The sequence below is a fragment of the Azospirillum brasilense genome (assembly GCF_003349955.1).
Lineage (GTDB): Bacteria > Pseudomonadota > Alphaproteobacteria > Azospirillales > Azospirillaceae > Azospirillum > Azospirillum brasilense_B.
Genome location: NZ_QLKQ01000002.1, coordinates 126,041 through 152,093, shown reverse-complemented (window position 1 = coordinate 152,093; position 26,053 = coordinate 126,041). Strand labels below are relative to the sequence as shown.

Below are 26,053 nucleotides of genomic sequence, written 5' to 3'. Positions count from 1 at the left end.
GGTTGCCGTGCCAACACCTCTCCCCCCCATGACCGGCGGTGCGGCCAGCGCGCCCCATGGCCTCGGCCAGCGCGGCCCGGTGCAGGCCATGCCCATCGTGGCGATGGCGCTGGTCGTCCTGCTGTTCGGCGTCTTCCTGTGGGTTCTCCATCGCAGCGAGCGGGAGGAGGAGACGCTCACCCTCATCAAGGACGTGCTGTGGGTGGAGCAGAATCTCCACTTCCAGCTCACCTCCGACGAGGAGAAGCTTCAGTATCTCGCCGAATCGCTCGGGCGCGAGGACACCACGCCGGTGAACTATTCAGTGATGGCGCGCCACATCGTGACGGTGAACCCGGCGATCCAGCGGGTGGTGCGGCTGGATCCGCAGGGACGGCCGGTGCGGTCGGAGCCGCCGGTGGAGGACGGGCCGGCGCTGGACGACGCCTTCGGTCCCAGCCCGCGCGCCGACGCCTTCCTGATCGCCCGCTCATCGGGCCGCCGGGCCTATTCGGCGCCCTACCGGCTGGGCGCGGCGGACACCGCGTTCGAGATCGTCATCCCGATCTTCCGCGGGGAGGAGTTCGCCGGCGCGCTCGCCGGCGTGCTGTCGATCGACGCCTTGCTGACCCATCACGTGCCCTGGTGGTTCGCCCAGCGCTATCAGCTGGAGGTCATCGATCCTTACGGGGCGGTGCTGGGGACCAAGTCGCGCATCGCCATGCCGGAGCCGCGGCGCAGCCACGTCGTGCCCTTCGACCCGCCGGGGCATGGGCTGACGCTGGTCGCCACGCTGCATCAGCTCTCCGGCAACCTCGGGCGCAACATCCTGATCGCCGCCATCTTCGCGCTGACCGTCTCGGCCCTGTGGAGCCTGTGGGCGGTGCGCCGCCACATCGCACGGCGCATCCGGGCGGAGGAGGCCCTGCGCGCCGAGCACGCCTTCCGCAAGGCGATGGAGGACAGCCTGACGGTGGGCATGCGCGCCCGCGACCTGGACGGCCGCATCATCTATGTGAATCCGGCCTTCTGCCGCATGGTCGGTTGGACGGCGGAGGAGCTGGTTGGGGCCGGGCCGGTCATGCCCTACTGGCTGCCGGAGGATCTCGCCCACACCGAGGAGGTCTTCCAGGCCGTCCTGGCCGGCAACGCGCCGGCCAACGGCTTCGAGCTGCGCTTCCGCCGCGCCAACGGCGAACGGTTCGATGCGCTGATCTACGAGGCGCCGCTGATCGACGCCAACGGTCGGCACACCGGCTGGATGGGTTCGGTCCTCGACATCACCGAGCGCAAACGGGCGGAGGAGCTGGCCCGCCAGCAGCAGGAGCGGCTGCAGCAGACGGCGCGGCTGATCACCATGGGCGAAATGGCCTCCACCCTGGCGCATGAGCTGAACCAGCCGCTGTCGGCCATCGCCAGCTATTGCACCGGCTGTCTCAACCGCCTTCAGGCCGGCAGCATCCGGCCGGACGAACTGGCGACGGCGCTGGAGAAGCTGTCCGGGCAGGCCAGGCGGGCCGGACAGATCATCCGGCGGATTCACGACTTCGTTCGCAAGAGCGAGCCGAACGTCGCCCCCTGTTGCCTGTCGGAGATGCTGGAGGATTGCGTGGCCCTGATGGAGGCCGATGCCCGCCAGCAGGGGGTGAAGCTGGTGCTGGAGGTGGGGCGCGGTCTGCCGGCGGTGATGGCCGACCGCATCCTGTTGCAGCAGGTGGTGATGAACCTGATGCGCAACGGCATCGAAGCCATGGCGGCGACGCGGCGCGACCGCCGCCGCCTGAGCGTCACGGTGCAGGCGATGGACGGGTCGGTCCTGACGCGCATCCAGGACCGCGGTTGTGGCATTTCGCCTGAAAATGCGGAAAAACTGTTTTCTCCCTTCTTCACCACCAAGACCGAGGGCATGGGCATGGGCCTGAACATCTGCCGGTCCATCATCGAGCACCACCAGGGGCGCCTGTGGTTCGAGCCCGCGCCGGAGGGCGGCACCGTGTTCCTCTTCTCCCTGCCGGTCCTGTCCGAACCGTCAATGACCGGCGTGGCGACGTCCCACGACGAGAGAACCGCCGATGTGTGAGCCGAAGCTGCACATCGTCGATGACGACGAGGCGATCCGCGACGCCCTGGGCTGGCTGTTCCAGTCGCGCAACGTCCCGGTGGCCTCCTGGCCGTCGGCGGAGGCGTTCCTCGCCGACTACGACCCCGCCATGACCGGCTGCCTTCTGCTGGACATCCGCATGGAGGGGATGAGCGGGCTGGAGCTGTTCGACCGGCTGAGCGCCATGGGCTGCCGGATGCCCGTGCTGTTCCTGACCGGCCATGGCGACGTGCCCATCGCCGTGTCGGCCTTGAAGAAGGGCGCCCGCGACTTCGTGGAGAAGCCCTTCAACGACAACGATCTCGTCGACCGGGTGATCGAAGCGCTGGCCTTCGACGCCGGGGAGCGGGCGCGGCAGGCCGGGCAGGCCGGCGTCGCCGCCCGGCTGGCGACCCTGACCCAGCGCGAACGGCAGGTGATGGGTCTGGTGGTGGCCGGCAAGCTGAACAAGGTCATCGCCGACGAGCTGGGGATCAGCATGCGGACCGTCGAGGTGCACCGCGCCCATGTCTTCGAGAAGATGGGGGTCAAGACGGCCGTGGAACTGGCCCGCATCCTCGCGGCGGTGGGGTGAGCGCGGAGGGAAAGGACAACCGGCGGGCTTGACAGGCGAACCGATGCGGGCGACCCATTGGAGGGGGAGGCGCACCGCCTGTCCCTGTCCAGTCCGAACGCCATTCCGTGTCCGTCAACGGTCGGAGAGTGCCTTGCGACTGCCCTCATCGACGCTGGGTCTGGGGCTCGCCGCCATCGCCCCGCTGCTGCTGTTCCTGGCGGTGGTGGTCTGGATTCTGGACCTTCGACAGCAGGACGTCCTGGCGGCGGAACTGGCCGCGCAGGCCCGTTCGGTGATGGTCGCCATCGACCGGGAGCTGGAAAGCAAGGCCCGCCCTCTGGAGCTTCTGGCCGCGCTGAGCCGCGGCACGGTGAAGGATGTCGCCCTGCTGAAGTCGGAGGCGGTGGAGGCCGTGCGCAGCCAACCGGGCTGGTTGGCGATGGGGCTGGTGACGGTGGAGGACATGTCCTTCCTGTTCCACACGCAGTATCCGCTGGGGGCCTCCCTGCCGCCGCCGCGTCTGGACGACGTGACCCGGCAGGTGGCCGCCACGCGGAGGACGGTCGTCGGCGGCGTTCTGCCGCCGGGCGGGCCGCCGGGGCGTCCGGCGCTGATCGTCCGTGCGCCGGTCCTGGACCCGGATGACCCGGACGGAGCGCCGATCCGCCATGTGCTGTCGTTGGCGGTCGGGCTGGACGGGCTCGACGCCGTGCTGCGCGGGTCGGGAATCCCCGCGGCCTGGACGGTGTCGGTCGTCGATCCCGCCCTGGTCATCGCCGCGCGGTCCCACGATCCGGAACGGCATGTCGGCCAAAGAGTCCGGGACAAGATGGTCCCCCGGCTGATGGAGTCTAATCAGGGGCTGTTCTCAGGAACGACGAGGGAGGGGCACGAGGCGCTCGTTCTCGTTCACCGGTCGCAGCAGACCGGCTGGTCGATCATCGTGGCCGTCCCGTTCGAGCAGATCAGCAGCCAGTTGAACCGGACGCGCACGACCATCCTGGCCGGTGCGGCGGGCGCCGGTCTGGCGACTCTGGTGCTGTCGCTGGTGGTGACGCGCCACGTCCGCCGCCGCCGCCATGCAGAACGCGAGGCCCGCATCGCCCGCGAGGCCATGCTGGCGGAGCAGCGCCGCCGGCTGGAGGCCGAGAAGGACCATGCCGAGGCGGCCAATCTGGCCAAATCCGATTTCCTGGCCAACATGAGCCACGAGCTGCGCACCCCGCTGAACGCGATCATCGGTTTCAGCGAGGCCCTGCTGTCCGGCCTGTTCGGCCCGAGCCCGCCGAAGCACCAGGATTACATCGCCAGCATCCACGCCTCCGGCCAGCATCTGCTGGCGCTGGTCAACGACGTGCTGGACATGGCGAAGGTCGAGGCGGGACGGCTGGAACTCTATCCGGAGCCGGTGCGCGTCGCCGTGCTGTTGGGGGAATGCCTGGAGTTGATGGAGGCGCTGGCTGGTCAGAAAGGGGTGCGGGTCGAGAGCGCGCCCGTCGAAACCGGCCTGACGGTGATGGCCGACGCCATCCGTCTGCGGCAGGCTGTGCTGAACCTGCTGTCCAACGCCATCAAGTTCACGCCGGCAGGCGGTTGCGTGCGCGCGGATGCGGTGCGCGACGAGGGGGGCTGCGTGGTTTTGACCGTCGCCGATTCCGGCATCGGCATGTCCCCGGAGGACATCCAGATCGCGTTGGAGCCCTTCCGCCAGGTGAACAGCTACATGACCAAGGCCCATTCCGGCACAGGGCTGGGGTTGCCGCTCGCCAAACGCTTCGTCGAGGCCCATGGCGGGCGGCTGGACCTGTGCAGCGCCCCTGGGGAGGGCACGGTGGTGCGCATCATCCTGCCCGGTGCGCCGCCGGCCGCTCCGGCGGCCGGGCAGGGGACCATCGTGCTGCTCAAGGCCGAGTAAGCCGGCCCGGCCGCCGCGGTCAGGCCGCCACGCGCTTCAGGCGGGCTTCCATGCCGTCAAGGCCATCGGCCAATTCGGCCGCAGCCTGATCGGCGATTGCCCGGGCAAAGGTCCAGGCGTCATCCGTGGCGATGCGCGCCGCCTCGACGCGGGCGGACAGCCGGTTGTGCTGGCCGCGCAGAGCATCCAGCGTGCGCTCCAACTCGTCCCGGCTCATGCCCTCGTGACCCTCAAGCCCGAACCGCTCCACCTGCGACCGCAACCGGTCCAGCCGGTCGGCGGTCGCCTGAAGCAGGGTACGGCATTTGGCGTCATGGGCGTGCCGGTTGCGGCGGCTCATCTCTCGCTTCTCCCTTCTGATTGCCTGGGCCTTTGGATTGGCCGGGCCTTTGGATTGCTCCGGGACCCTTCGACCGGGCGTCCGATCGGCGTTTCAAGTTGGCGCCTTGCGTTGGGTTCCTGTTTTCAAAAAACATGTGCATTGCAAAAAAATGCATTGCTGCAGCGCCAAAATAAGAAATCAATCCGGTTGCTTTTCATAGACGCATGAAAAGCAATTCCAGTTCCAGGCGACTTGATTTTTTGTGTGTCCCGTCCAGCCAGGAGCGCTCCGTGCCGCTCCGAATGCTTCGGATTTCTTGAATCCGGGTTGGACTCTTTCTGCACGATCGGCCCCGCCCCGTCAAGCGGGCCAGGGGTATAAGTCTATGGCGATTTGTCGCAGCCGAAAGGAAGGGGTGGGCCGCTACCGAACGGAAGAAAAAAGCGCGAAAAGGCTGTTCCGTTCCGAAACAATTCCGCAGAATCCCGGATTAAAAGAACACTCAGCGGCAATCCGGCGGCGATTGCTGTGTTTCAACTGAGCGGAAGTGTGGGGGGTATTGCAATGACTTGGTAGGGTGGGAAAGAGCGAGGCCCTTCACTCCGCCGCGACGCCGTAGGGGAAGCTGTCGGCGTTGGCCGGCTCCGGCAGCAGGACAGGCTGCTGCGTCGCGGCTTGGCTGGGGCAGGCCTGGCACTGGTTGGCACAATGGCTTTGGGCCATCTCCCGCATCATCGGAACGCATTTGCCGCACTGGACCTGACGCTCGAAATGACGGAAGACGGAGGCCGGGGTGCGCGCGCCGTTCTCCAGCGCCTTGGTAACCTGCTTGTCGTTCAGCGCGTGGCAGATGCAGACGTACATGGGCCCCCGGCAGCGGTGCGTGTTGTGCGATCGTGCTGGGGTCAATGTGCTGCGACTGAGAATGATTGTCAATTGATCTGAATCATGAGGGCCGCATTTGAGCGGATTGCGACGGAATGTCACAGCTCGATCCAACGGGGGTGACGGCTACCTCCGTTGTCGATGCTTTTCTTCGAGTGGTGGGAGGATGCGGTGCGGCGAATGGGATGGCTGCTGATGGCTGGAGTCGCGGTCCTCTGGGCCGGCGCGGCGGCGGCGTCCGTGGTGGAGACGGCAGTGGTGGAGACGGCAGCGGTGGAGACGGCGGTGGGCATGCGGGCGCTGGCCTTCACCGACCCGGCGGATGGCGGGATCGCCCGCGTGGTGGTCTGGTACCCGACGGACGCGCCGGAGACGCCGGTGCAGCGCGGCCCCTTCACGTTCCAAGTGGCGGAGGGCGGGCCGGTGGCCGAGGGGCGCCACCCGCTGGTGGTCGTGTCCCACGGGTCCGGAGGAAGCGCCTTCGGTCACGCGGACACCGCCATAGCTCTGGCCCGGCGGGGCTACGTGGTCGCGGCGGTTCATCACCGGGGCAACGCCTTCGACGACAACCGGGACGCCGGCACGGAACGGATGTGGCGGAATCGCCCGGCCCAACTGTCCGCCGCGCTCGACCATCTTCTGGCGGAACCGGTGTTGGCGGGCCGGATCGACGGCGGGCGCGTCGGCGCCCTCGGCTTCTCGGCGGGCGGATACACGGTTCTGGTGGCCGCCGGCGGGGTGGCGGAGCTGGGACGCATCGCCGCCCATTGCCGCACCCCGCCCGTTGGTGAGCGTTTCTGCCATCTTGGGAACGAGGAGACGCAGGCTCGTGTCGAGGCGCGCGACCCGCGCATCCAAGCGGCTGTCCTGATGGCGCCGGTCGGTGTTCCTTTCTCCAGGGACGGCCTCGCGGGGGTGACGATCCCCAGCCGCCTGTACCGGGCCGAGCGGGACGAGCAGATCGCGGCTTCCCAGATCGAGGACCTGCGTGACCGCTTGCCCGTGCCACCCGCATACGAGGTCGTGCGCAATGCTGGGCACTTCGCCTTTATGACGCCCGTTCCGGCCGCCATCGCGGCGGAGGTCGGGCCGCCCGCCCAGGACCCGCCGGGCTTCGACCGGACGGCCTTCCACGAGCGACTGAACGCGGAGATCGCCGATTTCTTCGACCGCGCTCTTGCAATCGAACGCCAGGGGCGCTAGCCCCTCGGCATGAGCGACTCATCCGACACTTCGTCCGCCCGTCCGGCGCCGGCGCATACCCCGCTGGGGCAGACCATCTATCTGGCGCCCGAGGGCTTCGTGCAGGACCTCGTGGCCGAATTGGGCGACGTGGCGGCGGTGGAGGACCGGCTGGTCTTCGCCGATGGTCCGGCGCGTCCGGCCGCCTGGGCGCAGAACATCTGGCACGACCCGGTGCGGATCGAGTTCGCGTCGATCAAGGAGGGGGCGCGGGCGCTGCGCTCCATCCAGCGCAACTGGGCGCTGTGGACGCTGCGCCATCACCGGCGGGCCAGCCTGATCCAGGAGAACCTGCCCCACGTCTCGGCCAAGCCGGTGGTCTTCCCGTCGCCGCTGCCGACGGCGCCGCTGGGCTCCTGGACGCTGCTGGATGAGAACACCATCGTCGCGGCGGCGCGCTGCTCCAGCCCCTACCGCCACGGCGAGGTCACCTTCGTCGAGAACCGGATGGTGCCGCCCAACCGCGCCTATCTGAAGCTGTGGGAAGCACTGACCCTGTTCGGGGAGCAGCCGGGGCCGGGCGACCGCTGCATCGATCTCGGCGCCTGCCCCGGCGGCTGGAGCTGGGTGCTGCACGAGCTGGGCGCCAGCGTGGTCAGCGTCGACAAGGCGCCACTCGACCCGGCCATCGCCGCCCTGCCGCGCATCGAGTTCCGTCAGGAAAGCGCCTTCGGCCTGAAGCCGCAGGACGTCGGGCCGGTGGACTGGCTGTGCTGCGACGTGATCTGCTACCCCACGCGCCTGCTGCGGCTGGTGAACCAGTGGATGGAGAGCGGGCTGGCCAAGCGCTTCATCTGCACGCTGAAGTTCCAGGCCGAGACCGACCACGAGACGGCCCGCGCCTTCGCCGCGATCCCCGGCGGGCGGGTGCTGCACCTGAACCACAACAAGCACGAGCTGACCTGGATGTGGCCGGCGGCTCCCGTCTGAGCGCGGCTACGCCCGGCGCAGCGCCAGCTCCAGCGCCGGTTTGAGGATCGAGGCGGCGCCGTAGCCGATCTCCACCACCTCCTCCGCGCGGTCGAACTCCAGGATGCCGATGTGGGCGAGGCGGGGCGCGATCAGCACGTCCGGCGGCTCTCCGGCGAGGCGGGAGCGGGTGATGCGGTCCTGCATGATGTCGATCGACCCGGCCATCACGTCCATCACGTTGGGCGGGACGTTGGAGGCCGGGGCGCGCGTGAGCTGGTCGGCGAGGAAGCGCGTGCGCGCCGCCGGGCGCCGCCCCATCCAGGAGGCGATCTGCGAGGTCAGGGTGGAGAAGACCGGCGAGGTGGCGTCCCCCGCCGGCGCCATCGCCTCTTCCTGAAGGGCCTGGGCCTGCTGCATCTGGGCCGTCTGCATCTGCGCGGGCTTGGCCTCCGCCGCCTTGCGTAGCTTGGCGGCGCCGCGTCCGGAGGGGCGGCTCAGCGGCGACAGCTCGCTGTTCAGGTTGACCGCGATCACCACGTCCGCCCCCAGCGCGCGGCAGAGCGACACCGGCACCGGGTTGACCAGCGCGCCGTCCACCAGCCAATGGTCGTCGCGCCGCACCGCCGGGAACAGGCCGGGCATGGCGGCCGAGGCCTGCACCGCGCTGAGCATCGGCCCGTCGCGCAGCCAGATTTCCCGTCCGGTGCTGAGGTCGGTGGCGACCGCGGCGAAGGGCTTGCGCAATTGATCGATGGCGACCTCGGTCCGGTGATTGCGGAAGCGGTCGAAGGTGCGGTCGGCGGCCAGCAGCCCGCCGCGGCGGAAGGTGAGGTCGATGATGCCGAGCATGCCGAGCCAGCCCATGCTCTGGGCCCAGGCCTGCAACTCGTCCAGCTGGTCCGTCAGGTAGGCCGCGCCCACCACCGCGCCGATCGAGGTTCCGCAGATCACGTCGGGCTCGACCCCGATCTCCTCCAGCGCGCGCAACACGCCGATGTGCGCCCAGCCGCGCGCCGCCCCGCTGCCCAGGGCCAGTCCGATCTTCAGTCCGCTCACCGCCAGCACCTCATGTCTTGTGGGCTTGGTCAGGCTTGTCCGTCGCCGACGCGTCGATGGGTGTCCAAAGGGATTTGGGGCATCGGACCGTCGGTGGAAACCCTTCCATCCGGGGGACGCGGGACGCGCCCGGGGGCCTCCTCATGGGGGATGCCGAAAATTGTACCCGCTTTTGCCCTCTATTTGACTTGCATCAGTTTTTCTTCCGATTACCTGTGGCATTGCGATGGATGAAAGAGTTTCCGGGCGACGTTAACCAAACATCAACTGGAAGCGTCCAATGTCGCTCTCAACACGGACAGTCAGGGATGGCGGAGGTTGCCATGGCCCAGGAATTCAAGAGTTTCAAGAAGGATTGGCAGCGCTGGTCGGCGGCGGAGAAGCTGACGGCGGTGGCCATCCTGATTGTCGCCGCGGTCGCGCTGGGCGGCCCGGTGACCATTCTGTTCTGAGTTGCTCCGGGTGATCGGCGCATCCCGCCTCCTCACAGGAGAGAGGCGAGGGCCGCGATCCCGAAAGCTCCCAGCACCGCTCCCGAAACGCGGTTGATCCACAGCATGGCGGCGGGCGTGACCCGGCGCCGCAGAGCCCCGACCGAGGCGCTGAGCCCCAACCACCACATCGCCGAACCGAGGAAGACGCCCGCCACGAGCAGGGCGGCGACGCCGGTGCTGTTTCCGTCCCCCGCCGACACGCCCAGCCCGCCGAACACCGCGGCGAAGCTGAGGATCGTCGCCGGGTTGGCCAGCGTCAGCGCGAAGGTGGAGGCGTAGGCCCCGGCCAGACCGCCGCCGCCGCGGGCGTCCGCCGCGCGCTCCGCCGGGCGGGCGCGCAGGGTGCTCCAGCCCAGCCACAGCAGCATCAGCCCGCCGACCAGCTTCAGCGCCACCTGGGCGCCCAGCAGCGCGTCCGTGACCAGGGCCACCCCGAAGCCGGCGATGGCGCCATAGACCGCGTCCGCGCTGGCAGCACCCAGCCCGCTGACGAAGCCATGCGCCGGCCCGTCGGCCAGGGTGCGCCGGATGCACAGAAGCCCGATCGGCCCGACCGGGGCGGCGATGCTGAAGCCGATGATCAGGCCCTTCAGCAGGGCGGGCAGCGTGTCCATGGCGGATACTCCTGAAAAGGCGTCAATCTGATCCGATGGGAAGGACCGGCGTCTCCTTGACCGAGGAGAGCGCGATCACGGTGTGGGAGCGCACGACGCCGGGCAGGGCCTTCAGCCGGTCGGAGAGGAAGCGCTCCAGCTCCTCCGTGTTCGCCACGCGCACCTTGAGCAGGTAGGACCAGTCCCCGGTGACGTGGTGGCACTCCTGAACCGCCGGCGTGGCGCGCATGGCGTCGCGGAAGGGCGCGTCATGCTCCGGACGGTCGAGCAGCACGTCGACGAAGGCCAGCACGTCCAACCCGGCGGCCTTGGGCGACAGCCGCGCGCCCCAGCCCTGGATCACGCCGCTGGCCTGTAGTTTCTTCAGCCGCTCGTTGACGGCGGACACCGACAGCCCGGCCGCGGCCCCGATGTCGGCGTAGGAAGCGCGTCCATCTTCCTGGATGTGCGCGATGATTTTGCGGTCTGTGTCGTCCATGACCGCAATATTTTCTGATTGCTCGACGGATGGCAAGGGCTTTGTGCCGGTCAGTCGCCCATCCGGCGGAAGTCCGGCTTGCCGGCGCCGCAGCGCGGACAGAACCAATCGGCCGGCAGGTCCTGGAAGGCGGTGCCGGCCGGCGCGCCGTGCTCCGGGTCGCCGTCGCGGGGGTGGTACTCGTAGCCGGGGCAGTCGCCGCCGCCGCACCGCCAGATTTCGAACAGGCGCGGGTCCTCGGCCCTTGCGGGGCGGACGAACAGGGCGATGACGAACGCGGGGATCAGGCGCAAGGCGCCGCGTCGCTGAAGCCGGCGAAGGAAGGAGCGGGGCAGGGTGGGCATGGCGGAGCGTCCGGCGGATCGAGGTGCCGCACTATGCCCCGCGGTCCTTTGCGGGATGATGACGGTCGCGGATCGAGCGCTGCGGGTCAGCGCCGTCGCGGCGCCTTCCCCTTGAGATGGGCGCGCTGCAGTTTCGCGCCGGCGAGATCGGCCCCGTCCAGGTCGGCGTTCTCCAGGTCGGCGTCGGTCAGGTTGGCCTGGACCATGCGGGAATCGGTGAGCATCGCCTGCCGCAGGTCGGCGCCCATCAGATTGGCGGCCCAGGAGCGGCCGGTGGGCCGTCCGCTGGGGTCCTTGATCTCCGCCGGGCCGAGATTGACCCGCGTCAGGTCGGCCCCGGTCAGCCGGGCAAAGCTGAGATTGGCGCCCGACAGGTCGGCGCCCATCAGGTTCGCGCGCTCCAGATTGGCGCCGGACAGGTCGGCCATCATCAGCCGCGCGCCGGTCAATGCCGCGTCGGACAGGTTGGCGCCGCGCAGCGAGGCGGCGCTGAGATTGACGCCGCGCAGGTCGGCGCGGCTGAGGTCGGTGCCGTCCAGCTCGGCGCGCTCCCCACGCTGGCCGACGCTGTCGATCCAGCGCTCGTGGTCGAAGATCGCCCGCTGGATCTCGGAGCCCATGCTGTCGATCGGGCGGGTCAGGCAGGCGGAACCGAGGTTGGCCCGCGAGAGGTCGCAATCGACCATCCGCGTGCCGACCAGATCGGCGTTGTCGAAGGTGGCCCCGTCCAGCCGGGCGCCGCTCAGGTTGGCCCCGTTCAGCCGCGCTCCGGACAGGTTGGCGTCGGTCAGCACCGCTCCGGTCAGGTCGGCGTTCTGAAGCACCGCCCCGCACAGGTCGGCGTCCGTCAGGTTCGCGCCGGCCAGCACCGCGCCGGTCAGATCGGTCGGGATGCCGCCTTCCGCGGTGGCGCCGCCCTGAAGGCGGGCCAGGGCGGTCCGGTGCGTCTGCCGGGTGGCCTCGGCGTCCTGGGCGTCTGAATGCCCGTCCGGACCGGAACCGCGGCGGGCGCTGCCTCCCGGCTCCAGCGTGCCGGCGCGCAGGTCGGCGTCGCGCAGGTTGGCGTTCGAGAAGTCGGCGGAGCGCAGCCGGGCGCCGCGCAGATCCGTCTGCATCAGGTTGGCGCGGGTGATGTCCGCGTCGCGCAGGTCCACGCCGAACAGGTCGGCGCCGGCGAGGTTGGTGCCGCTGAGCCGGCAGCGCGCCAGCTTCGCCCCGACCAGACGCGCCCCGCGCAGGTCGCGCTGTGACAGATCGGCGCCCTCCAGGTCGGCCAGCGCCAGATTGGCGCGGGCGCCGCCCGGCTGGCCCTTGATCCAGCGGGCGTGCCGGTCCAGAACCTCGGCCAGCTGATCGGGCCGAAGATAGGATGGAGCCGGCGCGGGGGCTGTGGCGACGGGGGACACGGGCAGCAATCTGACGGGGGTTGTTTCCACTACCCAAACTATGGGGGTAGATTCCTTACCGAAGACTAAACGGTAAAATTCGCGGCAATACCCTTCATGGTTGCCGCTTTTTGCCCCGGCCTTGTCACGGCCGGTGCCGGCGGGGACTCGGGCGAATCGGGAGAGCGTCGCGCTATGTTTCACCCCTGTAACGCGGCTCTCGGTCCTCCCGACGCGGGCACGGTCGCCCGGCAAGTCCAGGAAACGCGGGCGTTTTAAAGACGTTAACCATTGGTTTCTTGACAGAAGCGGGGGCTCTGCCGCCAAAAGGCATCGGACAAAAAGGGGGCGTTCTGCGCACCGCCCCGTTCGGGACCCCATGGAGGCATGATGACCGAGGCCAAATTCCAACCGACCCCAGCAGCCAAGCTCGGCCGGAGGGAACTGTTGCGCATCGGTCTGGCGACGGCCGCCGCCGGGATGGTGATGGCGCCGGAGGTGTCGGAGGCGGCGCTGCGCGCCCCGCCGCGGCAATTGGTCCTGCTCAACCTTCACACCGGCGAACGGGTCCGTGCGGAATACTGGTCCAGGGGACGCTACCAGCGCGACGGGCTGCGCGAGATCAACCACCTGCTGCGCGACCACCGCACCGGGGCCGTTCATCCCATCGACCCGAAGCTGCTCGATCTGCTGCACGCGTTGACCCGCAAGGTCGGCGGCAAGACGCCGGTGCACATCATCTCCGGCTACCGCTCCCCCGAATCCAACGCTTGGCTGCGCGAGCAGGACGGCAGCGGCGTCGCCCAGAACAGCTTCCACATGCAGGGCAAGGCCATCGACCTGCGGGTGCCCGGCCTGCCGCTGCGCACCCTGCAGCGCGCGGCGCTCAGCCTGCGCGGCGGCGGGGTGGGCTATTACCCGGACAGCAACTTCGTCCATGTCGATGTCGGCCCGAAGCGCCATTGGGCGTCCTGACCGGCCTCCCGGGAGAAAACGAAAAAGCCCCCGCCGGTCGGACGGGGGCTTTTTCTTTGGCCGGATTGTCCTCGACCGGACCGCCTTACTCGACGGTGACCGACTTGGCGAGGTTGCGCGGCTGGTCGACGTCGGTGCCCTTCAGCACGGCGACGTGATAGGCCAGCAACTGCACCGGAATGGCGTAGAGCAGCGGGGCGACCAGCGGGTCGCAGGCCGGCAGCTCCAGCGACCAGCGGACCTTGTCGGACAGCTTGTCGATGCCCTTCTTGTCGGCGATCAGCAGCACCTTGCCGGACCGCGCGCAGACCTCCTGCACGTTGGACACGGTCTTCTCGAACAGGTTGTCCGACGGCACCAGGACAATCACCGGCACGCTCTCGTCGATCAGCGCGATGGGGCCGTGCTTCAATTCGCCCGCCGCGTAACCTTCGGCGTGGATGTAGCTGATTTCCTTGAGTTTCAGCGCGCCTTCCAGAGCCAGCGGGTACATCGCGCCGCGGCCCAGGTAAAGAACGTCGCGGGCCTCCGCGACCTCCTGCGCCAACTCGTGCAGGCGTTCGTCGTGGGCCAGCACGTCGGCGGCGCGGGCCGGCACCTCGCGCAGGGCCTGGGCGATCTGCTGCATCCGCTCGGCCGGGATGACGCCGCGGTCGTGGCCGACCGAGACCGCCAGACAGGCCAGCGTCGTCAGCTGGGTCGTGAAGGCCTTGGTCGAGGCGACGCCGATCTCCGGCCCGGCCATGGTGTAGAGGACCGCGTCGGATTCGCGCGCGATGGTGCTTTCCGGCACGTTGACGATGGACAGGATCTTCTGGCCCTGGCGCTTGCAGTAGCGCAGCGCCTCCAGCGTATCCAGGGTCTCGCCGGACTGGCTGATGAACAGAGCCACGCCGCCCTCGGGCATCGGCGCCTCGCGGTAGCGGAACTCCGAGGCGATGTCGACCTCGACCGGCAGGCGGGCCAGCGTCTCGAACCAGTATTTCGCCACGACGCCGGCGTAATAGGCGGTGCCGCAGGCGACGATAGTCAGCTTCGTCGCCTTGGCGATGTCGAAGCTGGTCTCCGGCAGGGTGACGCGGCCGGTCTCCGGGTTGATGTAGGCGTTCAGCGTGTCGCCGATGACCTGCGGCTGCTCGTAGATTTCCTTGAGCATGTAGTGCCGGTAGCCGTCCTTGCCGATCAGCGCGCCGGACAGGGCGGTGGTCTTCACCGGACGCTCCACCACCGCGTCGGTGGCGTCGTGGATCACGGCGGCGCTGCGGGTCAGCTCCACCCAGTCGCCGTCCTCCAGATAGCAGATGCGGTTGGTCAGCGGCGCCAGCGCGAAGGCGTCGGAGGCGAAATACATCTCCCCCTCGCCGTAGCCGACGGCCAGCGGCGTGCCGTGGCGGGCGCCGATCAGCATGTCCTCCCGGCCGGAGAACAGCAGCACCAGCGAGAAGGCGCCGGTGAAGCGCTTGAAGGAGGCGGCGGCGGCCTCGACCGGGCCCAGCCCTTCCTTCTCCATGTAATAGGTGACGAGGTGGGCGATCACCTCGGTGTCGGTGGCGCTTTCGAAGACATAGCCGTGCTCGATCAGCTCGGTCTTCAGCTCCTGGTAATTCTCGATGATGCCGTTGTGCACCACGGCCACGCGGTGGGTGGCGTGCGGGTGGGCGTTGTTCTCGGTCGGGCCGCCGTGCGTGGCCCAGCGGGTGTGGCCGATGCCGATCACACCCGGCAGCGGCGCCTCGCGCAGCTTGGCGTCGAGGTTGATGAGCTTGCCCTCGGCGCGGCGGCGCTCGATGCCGCCCTTGACCAGCGTGGCGACGCCGGCGCTGTCGTAACCACGGTATTCGAGGCGGCGGAGACCCTCGACGAGACGGGGGGCCGCGTCATGCGTGCCGATGATGCCGATGATGCCACACATGAACCTGCAACTCCTGAATGATGGCCGGGGCCGGGTGAACGGTCAACCGGGGCAATCTTACGCCTTTTTCGCTTTCTCGTTTTGCTTCCGTTCGCGGAAACGCTTGGCCCAGCCGGTGTAAGCCTGCTGGCGCCCGCGCGCCACGACCAGCGCGTCGCCTTCCACGTCGGTGGTGACCACGCTGCCCGCTCCGACGATCGCGCCGTCGCCCACCCTGACCGGAGCCACCAGCGCGGTGTTGGAGCCGATGAAGGCCCCGGCGCCGATGTCGGTGTGGCTCTTGGCGTAGCCGTCGTAATTGCAGGTGATCGTTCCGGCGCCGATGTTGGCCTTCGCCCCCACCCGCGCGTCGCCGATGTAGGTCAGGTGGTTGACCTTGGCGCCGGCCTCGATCTTCGCGTTCTTGATCTCGACGAAGTTGCCGATGTGGGCGTCCGGGCCGATCTCCGCCCCCGGGCGCAGGCGGGCGTAGGGGCCGATCTGGGCGCCGCTGTCCACCCGCACCTGCTCCAGATGGCTGAAGGCCTTGATCTCGACCCGGTCGGCGACGACCACGCCGGGGCCGAACACCACGTGCGGGCCGACGATCACGTCGCGGCCGAGGCGGGTGTCCACGCAGAAGGTGACGCTGTCCGGGTCGGTCAGGGTGGCGCCGTTGTCCATGGCGGCCTTGCGCAGGCGGCGCTGGATCAGCTTCTCCACCTCCGACAGCTCGGCGCGGGAGTTGACGCCGACGACCTCCGCCGGGGCCGCCTCGACCACCGCGCAGGCCATGCCGTTGCTGCGGGCGATCTGCACCACGTCGGTGAGGTAGTATTCGCTCTTGGCGTTGCTGTTGCCGATGCGGTTGATGAGGTCGAACATCCGCGCGCCGTCGAAGGCCATCAGCCCGGCGTTGCACAGGGTGACCTGCCGCTCCTCCTCCGAGGCGTCGAGATACTCGACGATCTTCTCCAGACCGTTGCGGGCGTTCAGGATCAGACGGCCGTAGGCGCCGGGATCGTCGGGGCGCATGCCCAGCACGACGACCGCCGGGTCGTTCGGCTGGCGCCGCGCGGCGACCATGGCGCGCAGCGTGTCCGGCGTGACCAGCGGCGTGTCGCCGTAGAGCACAACCACGTCGCCGTCGAACCCCTCCAGCAGGCCGAAGGCGGCGCGCACGGCGTCGGCGGTGCCGCGCTGCTCATGCTGGACGGCGGTGGGGTAGGGGGCCACGGCGTCGGCCACATTGTCCATTCCGGGGCCGACCACCACGACCACATGGTCGGGGTCGAGCGCCCTCACCGCGGACAGCACATGGCCGACCATCGGCTGGCCGGCGACGCGGTGCAGGACCTTCGGCAGGTCCGACTTCATGCGGGTGCCTTTGCCGGCGGCGAGAATGACGCAGGCGAGCGGGCGGTGCTGAGTCATCGGATATCCCTGCAGTATTGGGTGTGGGTTATGGCGGACGGGCGGAAAAGCGTGCGCATCAATATCCGGGCAAAAGTTGTGTCCTCAAGCATTGAGTGCCACATCCGGCGCCGGGACCCCAAGTCAACTTTTGTGTCAATCTGACATACACGAATCGCGGCCCGAGGGTGTACGCACCCCGCGCCGTCGGCGCCGATGGGCCTATGCTGGGGGTGGGTCGCGGGAACAGGGGCTCGCCGCCGGGGGAAGGTCGTGCTATCGAAAGGGGTATCCGCTCGTCTTCGACTGACCATGGGACTTCTGCCGATGTCTGCCGCGCCCGCCGCCATTCCCTTCTCCGCGGTCGTCTTCGACCTGGACGGCACGCTGATCGACAGCGCGCGGGACATGACCCGCGTCCTCAATCGCACCCTGTCCCGCTTCGACCGGCCCGCCGTCAGCGAGAAACAGGTGCGCGGCATGGTGGGCGACGGTTCGGCCGCCCTCGTCCGGCAGGCTTTCGAGGCGACCGGCGACGCCCTGGGCGAGGATGCTCTGAAGACGGTCCTGGCCGATTACCTGGACGCCTATTTCCAGGACGACGAACCTCCGGTGCTCTATCCCGGCGTCCCGGAAACCCTGGCGGTGCTGGCGGACAGTGGCATCAGGCTGGGGCTGTGCACCAACAAGCCGGAGCGGATCACCCGCAAACTGATGGGCCGGCTGGGTTTGTCGCCCTTGTTCTCCGCGCTGGCCGGCGGCGACACGCTGCCGGTGAAGAAGCCGGACGGGCGCCATCTGTCCTGGGTGGTCGAGGCGCTGGGCGGCGGCAGCGCCGCGATGGTGGGCGACAACCGCAACGACGTGGCGGCTGCCCGCGCCGCCGGCGTGCCGGTGGTGGCGATGACCTACGGTTATCCCCGCATGCCGGTGCGGGAACTGGGCGCCGATATCCTGCTCGACCGCATCGCCGACCTGCCGGACGCCCTGCGGCGCCTGGGCGCCTGAGGGACGGGCCGCGTCGCCGGGCGCAGCGAGGGCTTTGCTGTAGGTCTCCTTCTTGTCATGGTTAACGAGAGATTAACGGTGGCTAACGAAAGGTAAATGTAGTTGGATGGGTGCATCGAATGGTGGTGAGCGAAGGAGACACCCGATGGCCCAGATCCTTGCCTTCCCCGGTAAGACCCAGACCGGCGACACCCTCTCCGCCGACGCTCTGTCCATCGAAGGCCACACCGCCAACTTTACTCCGGCCAACAGCCAGATCGACTCGGCCACCGCCGACTTCGACCGGATGATGGCCCACCACAGCGACCTCCAGCGCAAGATGGCCGAGTTCAACCGCTTGTGCGAGCAGGCGCTGGCCGAGCGGCCGATGGCCGACCTGCTCTACCACCCCACCGCCGGCAGCGGCGGCGTCGGACGCGCCTGACCCGTCAGGGCGGGGCGGGACGCTCCGCCGTCTGGTCGGTCTTGCGGGCGGCGGTGAGGTGGATGACCACGCCGCCGAATCCGCTGTCGGTCTCCAGCCGGACGGGCAGGGGCGGGCCGGACCCCTCCACCGGAGCGATCCACAGATCGACAGGCGGTCTCTCCTCCCGACCGCCGCCGCCGCGCTGCCAGAAGGCTTGGCGCGGCGTGCGCTCGTAACCGGCGATCGGCTTGTGGGACACCCGGCATTGCCGCGCCGCGCCGGCGAAGACCGAATGGCGCGAGGCCCCGATCATGGTCATTCCCCGGTCCGTAAAGATCATGTCGTAGCGGCGGCGCCCGTCGTAAACGGGCACCGTGCGCTGGCATCCCCCGCCGTGCAGCCCCGCCATCAGCATGTCCAGGACGCCGCTCAGCGGATCGCGGGTTTCTCGGCTGAGCGTGTCGGGAACAGGGTCGCGGTCCTCCTCTTCCGGGGGCGGGGAGACCTGTGTGCGGACGCTGCCGTCCGGGGCGAAATCCAAGGTGACGGTCCGGGGGGAACCGCGCAGGACGCCGGACTGGGTGTGGCGGATCGGGGCGACTCCGTCCGGGGTGACCGTGCCGACGCTGAGCGATTGGGTTTCCCAGGGAAACAGGCGCCCCAGAAAGCCGTCCGTCGCGGCGTTGACCTGGACGCTGTAGCGGCCCTCGGTCAGGGTCAGCTCCGCCCGCGCGTCGAGCACGGCCACGCCGCCGACATGGACACGGTAATCCAACTGCCAGCGCTGCGCCTGGGCGGGCAGTGGGAACAGGCCGGCGAGCGCCGCGCACAGTCCGGCCGCGATGGCGGCAGAGGGAAGTCTGGCGGGAGGTGCGGTCCGGCGTGTCATGTCCATTGGCTTATCGGGGCTCCTGGGGGGAGGGTTTCTTTGATATTGGTGTGAAACAGGTGCTTGACAGGAGGGGGCGGGGCCTTTAGAAACCCGCCTCACCGCAGCGGTGGCAACGACGCGACAGCGAAACGAGCCTGATGCCGACGCGGTTTTACTGGGATGGGCGCATAGCTCAGCGGGAGAGCACACCCTTCACACGGGTGGGGTCGTAGGTTCAATCCCTACTGCGCCCACCATCCCAAAGTCCGGTGGTTCCTGGGCTTTGCGGATGGTACCATCCCCTCCACCATAGGGCCGGTCAAGATCGGGGTCCGTCGGGCCTCGCTTTGTCGTCTCCGTGGTGCGTCAGCGGTTGTTTCTTTGGGATGGGCGCATAGCTCAGCGGGAGAGCACACCCTTCACACGGGTGGGGTCGTAGGTTCAATCCCTACTGCGCCCACCATCCCAAACACCGCCTCCTCTCCAAAGCATCGCTGGAATTCGCCAGTAACGAGCCGTCGACTCGGTTGCGTGGCCATGTTTCACGGCGTGAATGCCACAAAAAATCCCTGCTTAATCGCGTGTGCCTTTTTAAGACGAATGCCGCCGCAGTTGATTCAGATCAGCTACAGCCTGTGGGGTTTTCGTCTATCGCTTCCAGCATCCGATTTGCTCAATCATCTGGAAGCAGTGACATGGAAGATACGCGCGTGACCCTTCTCGCCCTCGGCCTGCTGGTCGTGGCGCTCGTCGTGATCCTCGGTTCGGTGGTCCTGTCTCCGGCCACCCTGGTCCTCCTGGCCACGCTCGGCGCCTGGGTAAACCTGACCTATCTGGTCGTCGTCACGCTGATGCGTTGACCGAGTCCGCGGGCGGGAGACCGGCGGTCCGACCCGCCCGCAGGATGGAAAAATTTCAAATTCCGGCTCGTCCGGTTAATTCCATGACTGGACAGCGCCGATCCGGCGGTTTATCCCAGCGCCGTTTATGACGCCTGTGGAGCACCCGCCATGACCTCCCTCGCCGCTGCCCGCCCGCCGGAGTCGGAACAGCCCCTGCCGGTCGTCCGCAGCGTGGACGATCTCCGCGCCCAGGTGTCCGCCTGGCACCGCGACGGCAAGACGGTGGCCCTGGTGCCGACCATGGGCGCCCTGCACGACGGCCATCTCGCCCTGGTGCGCCGCGCGCGGGAACTGGCCGACCGGGTGGTCGCCAGCGTCTTCGTCAACCCGACCCAGTTCGCCCCGCACGAGGACTTCGACCGCTACCCGCGCGACGAGGCCGGGGATTCGCGGAAGCTTGTCTCGGCGGGCTGCCATCTGCTCTACGCTCCCACGGTGCGCGCCATGTATCCGGAGGGCTTCGCCACGGCCATTTCGGTCGGCGGCCCGGCGGAGGGGCTGTGCGGCATTTTCCGGCCCCAGATGTTCGGCGGCGTCGCCCTGGTCGTGACCAAGCTGTTCCTCCAGGCCCAGCCCGACGTGGCGGTGTTCGGGGAGAAGGATTACCAGCAGCTCATGGTCATCCGCCGCTTCGCCCGCGACCTCGACATCCCGGTGCGGGTGGAGGGGCTGCCGACGGTGCGGGAGGCCGACGGGCTGGCCATGTCCTCGCGCAACGCCTACCTGTCCGCCGACGAGCGCGCCCGCGCGCCGGAGTTGAACCGCGCGCTTCGCGACGCCGCCACGGCGCTGGCCGGTGGGGCGGAGGCCACCGCGGTCCTGGAGGCGGTGCGGGCGCGCATCACCGCCGCCGGTTTCGGCTCCATCGACTATGTCGAGCTGCGCGATGCCGACACATTGGAGCCGGTGATCCGTGCGGAGCGTCCGGCGCGTTTGCTGGCCGCCGCCTGGATGGGCAAGGCGCGCCTGATCGACAACGTGCCGGTCCTTCCGGCGTAAACGCCGGCGTTCCATCCCCGGTCCGCACGTCTGCCCCCGTCACGCGAAGGATCGCAGAGGGGGCGTGGTGTCCTATACTCTCTGGCGACCGCGCTGTTGCGCGCAAGAACCAAGGGAAGGAAGGCACCATGCCGTATGATTCCGTGGACACCGCCCGCCGTCTCGGGCTGAAGGACGCCGAGCTGCTGCGCTTCCAGGGCTTCGTCGATGGCCGGTGGATCGACGCCGACAGCGGCAAGACCGTGGAGGTGACCAACCCCGCCGACGGCAGCGTCCTGGGCAGCGTGCCGATGATGGGCGCCGACGAGACGCGCCGGGCCATCGACGCCGCCGAGCGCGCCTGGCCGGCCTGGCGCGCCCTGACCGCGAAGGAACGCGCGAAGGTCCTGCGGACCTGGTTCGACCTGATGATGGCGAACCAGGAGGATCTCGCCCGCATCATGACGGCGGAGCAGGGCAAGCCGCTCGCCGAGGCGCGGGGCGAGGTGGCCTACGCCGCGTCCTTCATTGAATGGTTCGCCGAGGAGGGCAAGCGCGTCTACGGCGACACCATCCCGCAGCATCTGCCGGGCCGCCGAATCGTCGTGACCAAGGAGCCGATCGGCGTCACCGCCGCCATCACGCCGTGGAACTTCCCGGCGGCGATGATCACCCGCAAGGCCGGCCCTGCGCTGGCCGCCGGCTGCCCGATGGTCATCAAACCGGCGACCGCCACCCCGCTGACCGCGCTCGCCATGGCGGTGCTGGCGGAGCGGGCGGGCATCCCGGCGGGCATCCTCGCCGTCGTCACCGGCTCGGCCCGCGCCATCGGCGGTGAAATGACCGGCAACCCGACGGTGCGCAAGCTGACCTTCACCGGCTCCACCGAGATTGGCAAGGAGCTGATGGCCCAATGCGCCGGCACGGTGAAGAAGGTGTCGCTGGAGCTGGGCGGCAACGCGCCGTTCCTGGTCTTCAACGACGCCGACCTCGACGAGGCGGTGAAGGGCGCCATCGCGTCCAAGTACCGCAACACCGGCCAGACCTGCGTCTGCGCCAACCGGCTGCTGGTGCAGTCCGGGGTCTACGACGCCTTCGCGGCCAAGCTGGCCGAGGCGGTGAAGGCGCTGAAGGTCGGCCCCGGCCTGACCACGGAAGGGGCGCAGCAGGGGCCGCTGATCGACATGGCGGCGGTGGAGAAGGTCGAGGACCACATCCGCGACGCCACGGAGAAGGGCGCCCGCGTGGTGCTGGGCGGCAAGCGGCACGCGCTGGGCGGCAGCTTCTTCGAGCCGACCATCCTCGCCGACGTCACCCCGGCGATGAAGGTGGCGCGTGAGGAGACCTTCGGCCCGGTCGCCCCGCTGTTCCGCTTCGAAACGGAGGAGGAGGCCGTGCGCATGGCCAACGCCACCGAGTTCGGTCTGGCCGCCTACTTCTACAGCCGCGACATCGGCCGCGTCTGGCGGGTGGCCGAGGCGCTGGAGTACGGCATCGTCGGCATCAACGAGGGCATCATCTCCACCGAGGTCGCCCCCTTCGGCGGCATGAAGGAAAGCGGCATCGGCCGCGAGGGCTCCAAGTACGGCATCGAGGATTACTTGGAAATCAAGTATTTGTGCATGGGCGGCATCGGCGGCTGAAGGCCGGGTGCTGATTTCAAGTAAAAAAGCGGGGCCGGTCGCGCGACGCGCTTTGACCGGCCCCGTTTTTTTATCTAGGATAAATCATCGTTAAATATGCCCATACCCCCCATCCGGGGAATGATGGGGGAAAGGCGGCCCGGTGCACTTCCTGCTGCGGCGTTCCGATGGGGAGTCGGTGTCCGTGATGCCCGTCCTCGTCGCGGTGGCGTTGGTGCTGCTCGCCGCGCTGGGCACCTGGACGGTGGTCTCCGCCAAATCCGGTGCGCGAAAAAACGCCGGTGGCGACCGCAAGGCGCAGAAGACCTACGCGTCCCTGCCGACGATGACCTTCACGCTGGGCGGCAGCGACGCGCGTCTGGTGGACATCCGCGTGCTGCTGGAGATCGAGCCCACCGCGGACCCGAACCCGGCCATGCCTTTCGTTCCCCGCATCGCCGACCAGATGGCCGACCGTCTGCGCCAGATTGAGCCGGGCCAGCTGAGCGGGGCCGAGGGCGCCAACCTGATCAAGAGCACCGTGGCGAGCGTGATGAAGCGCGAGGCGCAGGCTATCCGCGTGCGCGAGGTGCTGCTGGAACGGATGGTGGTGCGGTAGAGAGGGGACGCTTGCCCCCACCCCGGCCCTCCCCCGCTTTCGCAGGGGAGGGTGCCCTCTGCGAAGCGGCGGCAGTTCCCTCCCCTGCGTTAGCGGGGGAGGGTTAGGGTGGGGGCAAGCCCCTGCGGATGCCTTACTCCGCCGCCGCGCGGCGGTCGGCGTCGCGCTTCAGGCGGGCGCGCTTCAACTCCTCGGCCAGCAGGAAGGCCAGCTCCAGCGCCTGGCTGGCGTTCAGCCGCGGGTCGCAGGCGGTGTGGTAGCGCAGCGCCAGCTTGTGGTCGGTGATCGCCTGGGCGCCGCCCGTGCACTCCGTCACGTCCTGGCCGGTCAGCTCGAAATGGACGCCGCCGGCGTGGGTGCCCTCGGCCTCGTGCACCGCGAAGAAATCGCGCGCCTCCGACAGCACCTTCTCCACCGGGCGGGTCTTGTAGCCGCTGGTGGACTTGACGGTGTTGCCGTGCATCGGGTCGCTGGACCAGACGACGACGCGGCCCTCGCGCTGCACCTTGCGCAGCAGGGGCGGGAACTTCTCCGCCACCTTGTCGGCGCCCATGCGGACGATCAGGGTCAGGCGGCCCGGCTCGTTGGTTGGGTTCAGCAGGTCGATCAGGCGGATCAACTCGTCCGGATCGGTCGTCGGGCCGCACTTCAGGCCGATCGGGTTCTTCACGCCGCGCAGGAACTCGACATGCGCGCCGTCCGGCTGGCGGGTGCGGTCGCCGATCCACAGCATGTGGGCCGAGACGTCGTACCAGTCGCCGGTGGTGCTGTCGACGCGGGTCATCGCCTGCTCGAACGGCAGCAGCAGCGCCTCGTGGCTGGTGAAGAACTCGGTCTCGCGAATCTGCGGGGTGGTCTGGGCGGTGATGCCGCAGGCCGCCATGAAGCCCAGCGTCTCGTCCAGCCGGTTGGCGATCTCGCGGAACTGCTCACCGGCGGGGGAGCGCTCGACGAAGCCCAGCGTCCACTGATGGACCTTGTGCAGGTCGGCGTAGCCGCCCTGGGAGAAGGCGCGCAGCAGGTTCAGCGTGGCGGCGGCCTGGGTGTAGGCCTGCATCATGCGCTCCGGGTCGGGAACGCGGGCGTCCGGCGTGAAGTCGAAGCCGTTGATGATGTCGCCGCGGTAGGACGGAAGCTCGATCCCCTCCAGCACCTCGGTGTCGGCGGAGCGCGGCTTGGCGAACTGCCCGGCCATGCGGCCCACCTTGACCACCGGGATGGCGGCGCCGAAGGTCAGCACGACGGCCATCTGCAGCAGGACGCGGAAGGTGTCGCGGATGTTGTTCGGGTGGAACTCCGCGAAGCTCTCCGCGCAGTCGCCGCCTTGCAGCAGGAAGGCGTTGCCGGCGGCGGCGGCGGCGAGGCTGTCCTTCAGCCGGCGCGCCTCGCCCGCAAAGACCAACGGGGGATAGGAGGACAGGCGCTGCTCGACCGCTTCGACCTTGGACGGGTCCGGATAGGTCGGAAGCTGCTTCGCCGGCTTCGACCTCCAGCTGTCGGGGGACCAACGCTCAACCATGACGCCCGCTCTTTCCTTGTGCTAAGGGTTCCTCTCGAAGGCCGGATGACGGCCAGAGGGGTACTCTGTATAGCGGTCGCCGGGAAATTTTTCCATAGTTTCGACCGCAACTTCCGCAATGGATGATGCGGCGCGGCGCCCGAAAAAGCGCGCTGGCCGGGGCGTCCGGCTGGAGCCTATACAGACGGTTACGCAGGTGTGCGGAAGGGACAACGGGTGAAACCATCCTCCTGGGGTCAGGCGGCCTCCGTCTATCTTGACCGGCGCGTTCTGGCCATTCTGTTCCTCGGCTTTTCCGAAGGGCTGCCGCTGGCGCTGACCGGGTCCACCCTGTCGATCTGGCTGCGCGAGGGCGGCGTCAGCAAGACGGCCATCGGCCTGTTCGCGCTGGTCACCATGCCCTACGCGCTGAAGTTCGTCTGGGCGCCGCTGATCGACCGGCTGCGCCTGCCGGTGATGACCCGCCTGTTCGGGCGGCGGCGCGGCTGGGCGCTGGTGGCGCAGGCCGGTTTGATGGCGGCCCTGATCGGGCTGGGCAGCACCAACCCGGTCACCGACCTGTGGTGGACCGCCATGCTGGCCGTGGTCGTCGCCTTCTTCTCGGCCAGCCAGGACATCGTGGTCGACGCCTACCGCGTCGAGGTTCTGGAGGAGCACCAGCAGGCCGCGGGGGCCGCCATTCTCGTGCTCGGCTACCGCTTCGGCATGCTGGCGGCGGGGGCGGGGGCCTTGTACCTCGCGGAGTTCTTCGGCTGGCACGTCGCCTACTACGTCATGGCCGGGCTGGTCGCGGTCGGCATGGTGACGATCCTGCTGAACCGCGAGCCGAAGGTCGCGGACACCGCGGAATCCAAGGCGCGGGAGCAGCATGTGGCCGACTGGCTGGCCGCGCGCCCGCACCTGACGGGCTGGAAGGCCGACCTGCTGGCCTGGATCTACGGCGCCGTCGTGGCGCCCTTCGTGGAGTTCATGACGCGCCCGGCCTGGGCGGCGGTCCTGCTGTTCATCGCCTGCTACAAGCTGGGGGACGTGCTGGCGGGGGTGATGTCGGCGCCCTTCTACGTCGATCTCGGCTTCGAGAAGACGGAGATCGCCAACGTCACCAAGCTGTTCGGCCTGTGGGCGACAATCATCGGCGGGCTGATCGGCGGCGTGCTGGTCGGGCGCATCGGCGTGCTGCGCGGGCTTCTGGTCGGCGGGCTGATGCAGATGCTGTCCAACCTCGGCTATGTCATGCTGGCGCAGGTCGGGCACGACGTGTCGGCGCTGGCGGTGACGGTGGCGCTGGAGAATGTCTGCGGCGGCATCGCGACGGCGGCCTTCGTCGCCTATCTGTCGAGCCTGTGCAACACCGCCTACACGGCCACGCAATACGCGCTGCTCAGCAGCTTCTACAAGCTGGGCGGGGACCTGTTCGGGGCATCGTCCGGCTGGCTGGCCGAGCGGATGGACTGGAGCAGCTTTTTCCTGCTGTCCACCGGCGGGGCGGTGCCTGGGCTGCTGGTTTTGCTGTGGCTGATGACGCGGCCAAGGCGGGACGAGGCGGTGGTGAAGGTTTAAGTGGGG

The 26,053-nt window shown here is 68.8% G+C and carries 25 protein-coding genes and 2 tRNA genes; 16 read left to right on the top strand and 11 right to left on the bottom strand.

From position 1 onward, the window contains the following. The first annotated feature begins 28 nt into the window (after positions 1–28). The 3 genes from DXK32_RS01745 to DXK32_RS01735 all read left to right on the top strand — a co-directional run bounded on the left by DXK32_RS01745 (position 29) and on the right by DXK32_RS01735 (position 4,551). Positions 29–2,059 carry a sensor histidine kinase gene (locus tag DXK32_RS01745; protein WP_114856927.1) on the top strand — a complete coding sequence of 677 codons (2,031 nt, stop codon included), beginning with the start codon at positions 29–31 and terminating at the stop codon, positions 2,057–2,059. Next, a complete protein-coding gene (locus DXK32_RS01740) occupies positions 2,052–2,654 on the top strand; it encodes a response regulator transcription factor (protein ID WP_114856926.1) in 603 nt (200 codons plus the stop codon). Before DXK32_RS01745 ends, DXK32_RS01740 begins: the two co-directional genes overlap by 8 nt. Positions 2,655–2,787: 133 nt before the next feature. Beyond that, the gene (locus DXK32_RS01735) at positions 2,788–4,551 is read left to right on the top strand and encodes a sensor histidine kinase (RefSeq protein WP_114856925.1); all 1,764 of its coding nucleotides are present in this window, start codon (positions 2,788–2,790) and stop codon (positions 4,549–4,551) included. 19 nt (positions 4,552–4,570) lie between these two features. Here the strand turns inward: DXK32_RS01735 and DXK32_RS01730 are convergent, their stop codons facing one another. Both DXK32_RS01730 and DXK32_RS01725 read right to left on the bottom strand, forming a co-directional pair. Next, positions 4,571–4,891 carry a hypothetical protein gene (locus DXK32_RS01730; RefSeq protein ID WP_038527471.1) on the bottom strand — a complete coding sequence of 107 codons (321 nt, stop codon included), beginning with the start codon at positions 4,889–4,891 and terminating at the stop codon, positions 4,571–4,573. A gap of 579 nt (positions 4,892–5,470) precedes the next feature. Continuing rightward, the gene (locus tag DXK32_RS01725; RefSeq protein ID WP_114856924.1) at positions 5,471–5,737 is read right to left on the bottom strand and encodes a (2Fe-2S)-binding protein; all 267 of its coding nucleotides are present in this window, start codon (positions 5,735–5,737) and stop codon (positions 5,471–5,473) included. Positions 5,738–5,953: 216 nt separating this feature from the next. On the opposite strand from DXK32_RS01725, the gene DXK32_RS01720 reads away from it, so the two are divergent. Together DXK32_RS01720 and DXK32_RS01715 are read left to right on the top strand one after the other, a co-directional pair. Next, complete coding sequence (locus DXK32_RS01720; RefSeq protein WP_162801028.1) at positions 5,954–6,961, top strand: alpha/beta hydrolase family protein; 1,008 nt, start codon at positions 5,954–5,956, stop codon at positions 6,959–6,961. 9 nt (positions 6,962–6,970) lie between these two features. Further along, a complete protein-coding gene (locus DXK32_RS01715) occupies positions 6,971–7,930 on the top strand; it encodes an SAM-dependent methyltransferase (RefSeq protein WP_114856922.1) in 960 nt (319 codons plus the stop codon). Positions 7,931–7,936: 6 nt separating this feature from the next. On the opposite strand, the gene DXK32_RS01710 is transcribed toward DXK32_RS01715, so the two are convergent. Beyond that, the gene (locus DXK32_RS01710; RefSeq protein ID WP_348981583.1) at positions 7,937–8,968 is read right to left on the bottom strand and encodes a patatin-like phospholipase family protein; all 1,032 of its coding nucleotides are present in this window, start codon (positions 8,966–8,968) and stop codon (positions 7,937–7,939) included. 323 nt (positions 8,969–9,291) lie between these two features. On the opposite strand from DXK32_RS01710, the gene DXK32_RS33395 reads away from it, so the two are divergent. Continuing rightward, entirely contained in the window at positions 9,292–9,420 is a 129-nt protein-coding gene (locus tag DXK32_RS33395; RefSeq protein WP_282184081.1) for a hypothetical protein, read from the top strand. A 32-nt stretch (positions 9,421–9,452) separates the two neighbouring features. Here the strand turns inward: DXK32_RS33395 and DXK32_RS01705 are convergent, their stop codons facing one another. The 4 genes from DXK32_RS01705 to DXK32_RS01690 all read right to left on the bottom strand — a co-directional run bounded on the left by DXK32_RS01705 (position 9,453) and on the right by DXK32_RS01690 (position 12,304). Next, the gene (locus tag DXK32_RS01705) at positions 9,453–10,076 is read right to left on the bottom strand and encodes a LysE family translocator (protein WP_114856920.1); all 624 of its coding nucleotides are present in this window, start codon (positions 10,074–10,076) and stop codon (positions 9,453–9,455) included. 22 nt (positions 10,077–10,098) lie between these two features. Beyond that, positions 10,099–10,554, bottom strand: a complete 456-nt coding sequence (locus DXK32_RS01700; RefSeq protein WP_114856919.1) for an Lrp/AsnC family transcriptional regulator — start codon at positions 10,552–10,554, stop codon at positions 10,099–10,101. Between the two features lie 50 nt (positions 10,555–10,604). Continuing rightward, the gene (locus DXK32_RS33605; protein ID WP_114856918.1) at positions 10,605–10,898 is read right to left on the bottom strand and encodes a rubredoxin; all 294 of its coding nucleotides are present in this window, start codon (positions 10,896–10,898) and stop codon (positions 10,605–10,607) included. Positions 10,899–10,984: 86 nt separating this feature from the next. Then, complete coding sequence (locus DXK32_RS01690) at positions 10,985–12,304, bottom strand: pentapeptide repeat-containing protein (protein WP_114856984.1); 1,320 nt, start codon at positions 12,302–12,304, stop codon at positions 10,985–10,987. 426 nt (positions 12,305–12,730) lie between these two features. Here DXK32_RS01690 and DXK32_RS01685 point away from each other — a divergent pair, with 426 nt between their 5' ends. Then, positions 12,731–13,258 carry a DUF882 domain-containing protein gene (locus tag DXK32_RS01685; protein WP_247876926.1) on the top strand — a complete coding sequence of 176 codons (528 nt, stop codon included), beginning with the start codon at positions 12,731–12,733 and terminating at the stop codon, positions 13,256–13,258. Positions 13,259–13,343: 85 nt separating this feature from the next. Here the strand turns inward: DXK32_RS01685 and glmS are convergent, their stop codons facing one another. Together glmS and glmU are read right to left on the bottom strand one after the other, a co-directional pair. Next, positions 13,344–15,170, bottom strand: coding sequence for a glutamine--fructose-6-phosphate transaminase (isomerizing) (glmS, locus tag DXK32_RS01680; RefSeq protein ID WP_114856916.1), 1,827 nt, complete (start codon positions 15,168–15,170; stop codon positions 13,344–13,346). Positions 15,171–15,227: 57 nt separating this feature from the next. Continuing rightward, a complete protein-coding gene (glmU, locus tag DXK32_RS01675; RefSeq protein ID WP_114856915.1) occupies positions 15,228–16,583 on the bottom strand; it encodes a bifunctional UDP-N-acetylglucosamine diphosphorylase/glucosamine-1-phosphate N-acetyltransferase GlmU in 1,356 nt (451 codons plus the stop codon). A gap of 306 nt (positions 16,584–16,889) precedes the next feature. Here glmU and DXK32_RS01670 point away from each other — a divergent pair, with 306 nt between their 5' ends. Continuing rightward, a complete protein-coding gene (locus DXK32_RS01670; protein WP_114856983.1) occupies positions 16,890–17,570 on the top strand; it encodes an HAD-IA family hydrolase in 681 nt (226 codons plus the stop codon). Positions 17,571–17,715: 145 nt separating this feature from the next. After that, positions 17,716–17,994 carry a hypothetical protein gene (locus tag DXK32_RS01665; RefSeq protein ID WP_114856914.1) on the top strand — a complete coding sequence of 93 codons (279 nt, stop codon included), beginning with the start codon at positions 17,716–17,718 and terminating at the stop codon, positions 17,992–17,994. A gap of 4 nt (positions 17,995–17,998) precedes the next feature. On the opposite strand, the gene DXK32_RS01660 is transcribed toward DXK32_RS01665, so the two are convergent. After that, on the bottom strand, positions 17,999–18,871 hold the full coding sequence (locus DXK32_RS01660; protein WP_114856913.1) for a DUF3108 domain-containing protein: 873 nt from the start codon (positions 18,869–18,871) through the stop codon (positions 17,999–18,001). Between the two features lie 158 nt (positions 18,872–19,029). Here DXK32_RS01660 and DXK32_RS01655 point away from each other — a divergent pair. The 6 genes from DXK32_RS01655 (at position 19,030) to DXK32_RS01630 (ending at position 22,968) form a co-directional block, all read left to right on the top strand. Then, positions 19,030–19,104: transfer RNA gene (locus tag DXK32_RS01655), tRNA-Val, on the top strand. 131 nt (positions 19,105–19,235) lie between these two features. Continuing rightward, positions 19,236–19,310 (top strand) — tRNA-Val (locus DXK32_RS01650). 232 nt (positions 19,311–19,542) lie between these two features. Next, positions 19,543–19,707, top strand: coding sequence for a hypothetical protein (locus tag DXK32_RS01645; RefSeq protein WP_014240656.1), 165 nt, complete (start codon positions 19,543–19,545; stop codon positions 19,705–19,707). Between the two features lie 150 nt (positions 19,708–19,857). Continuing rightward, a complete protein-coding gene (panC, locus tag DXK32_RS01640; protein WP_114856912.1) occupies positions 19,858–20,748 on the top strand; it encodes a pantoate--beta-alanine ligase in 891 nt (296 codons plus the stop codon). 128 nt (positions 20,749–20,876) lie between these two features. After that, positions 20,877–22,370 (top strand): NADP-dependent succinate-semialdehyde dehydrogenase, encoded by a 1,494-nt coding sequence (gabD, locus tag DXK32_RS01635; RefSeq protein ID WP_114856911.1) that lies wholly within the window; start codon positions 20,877–20,879, stop codon positions 22,368–22,370. 187 nt (positions 22,371–22,557) lie between these two features. Further along, entirely contained in the window at positions 22,558–22,968 is a 411-nt protein-coding gene (locus tag DXK32_RS01630) for a flagellar basal body-associated FliL family protein (RefSeq protein ID WP_247876925.1), read from the top strand. Positions 22,969–23,101: 133 nt separating this feature from the next. Here DXK32_RS01630 and DXK32_RS01625 read toward each other — a convergent pair whose 3' ends face one another. Beyond that, positions 23,102–24,487: a class II 3-deoxy-7-phosphoheptulonate synthase gene (locus DXK32_RS01625; protein WP_114856909.1), complete on the bottom strand. Its 1,386-nt coding sequence runs from the start codon at positions 24,485–24,487 to the stop codon at positions 23,102–23,104. A 216-nt stretch (positions 24,488–24,703) separates the two neighbouring features. Here DXK32_RS01625 and DXK32_RS01620 point away from each other — a divergent pair, with 216 nt between their 5' ends. Next, the gene (locus DXK32_RS01620) at positions 24,704–26,047 is read left to right on the top strand and encodes an AmpG family muropeptide MFS transporter (RefSeq protein WP_114856908.1); all 1,344 of its coding nucleotides are present in this window, start codon (positions 24,704–24,706) and stop codon (positions 26,045–26,047) included. The last annotated feature ends 6 nt before the right edge of the window (positions 26,048–26,053 follow it).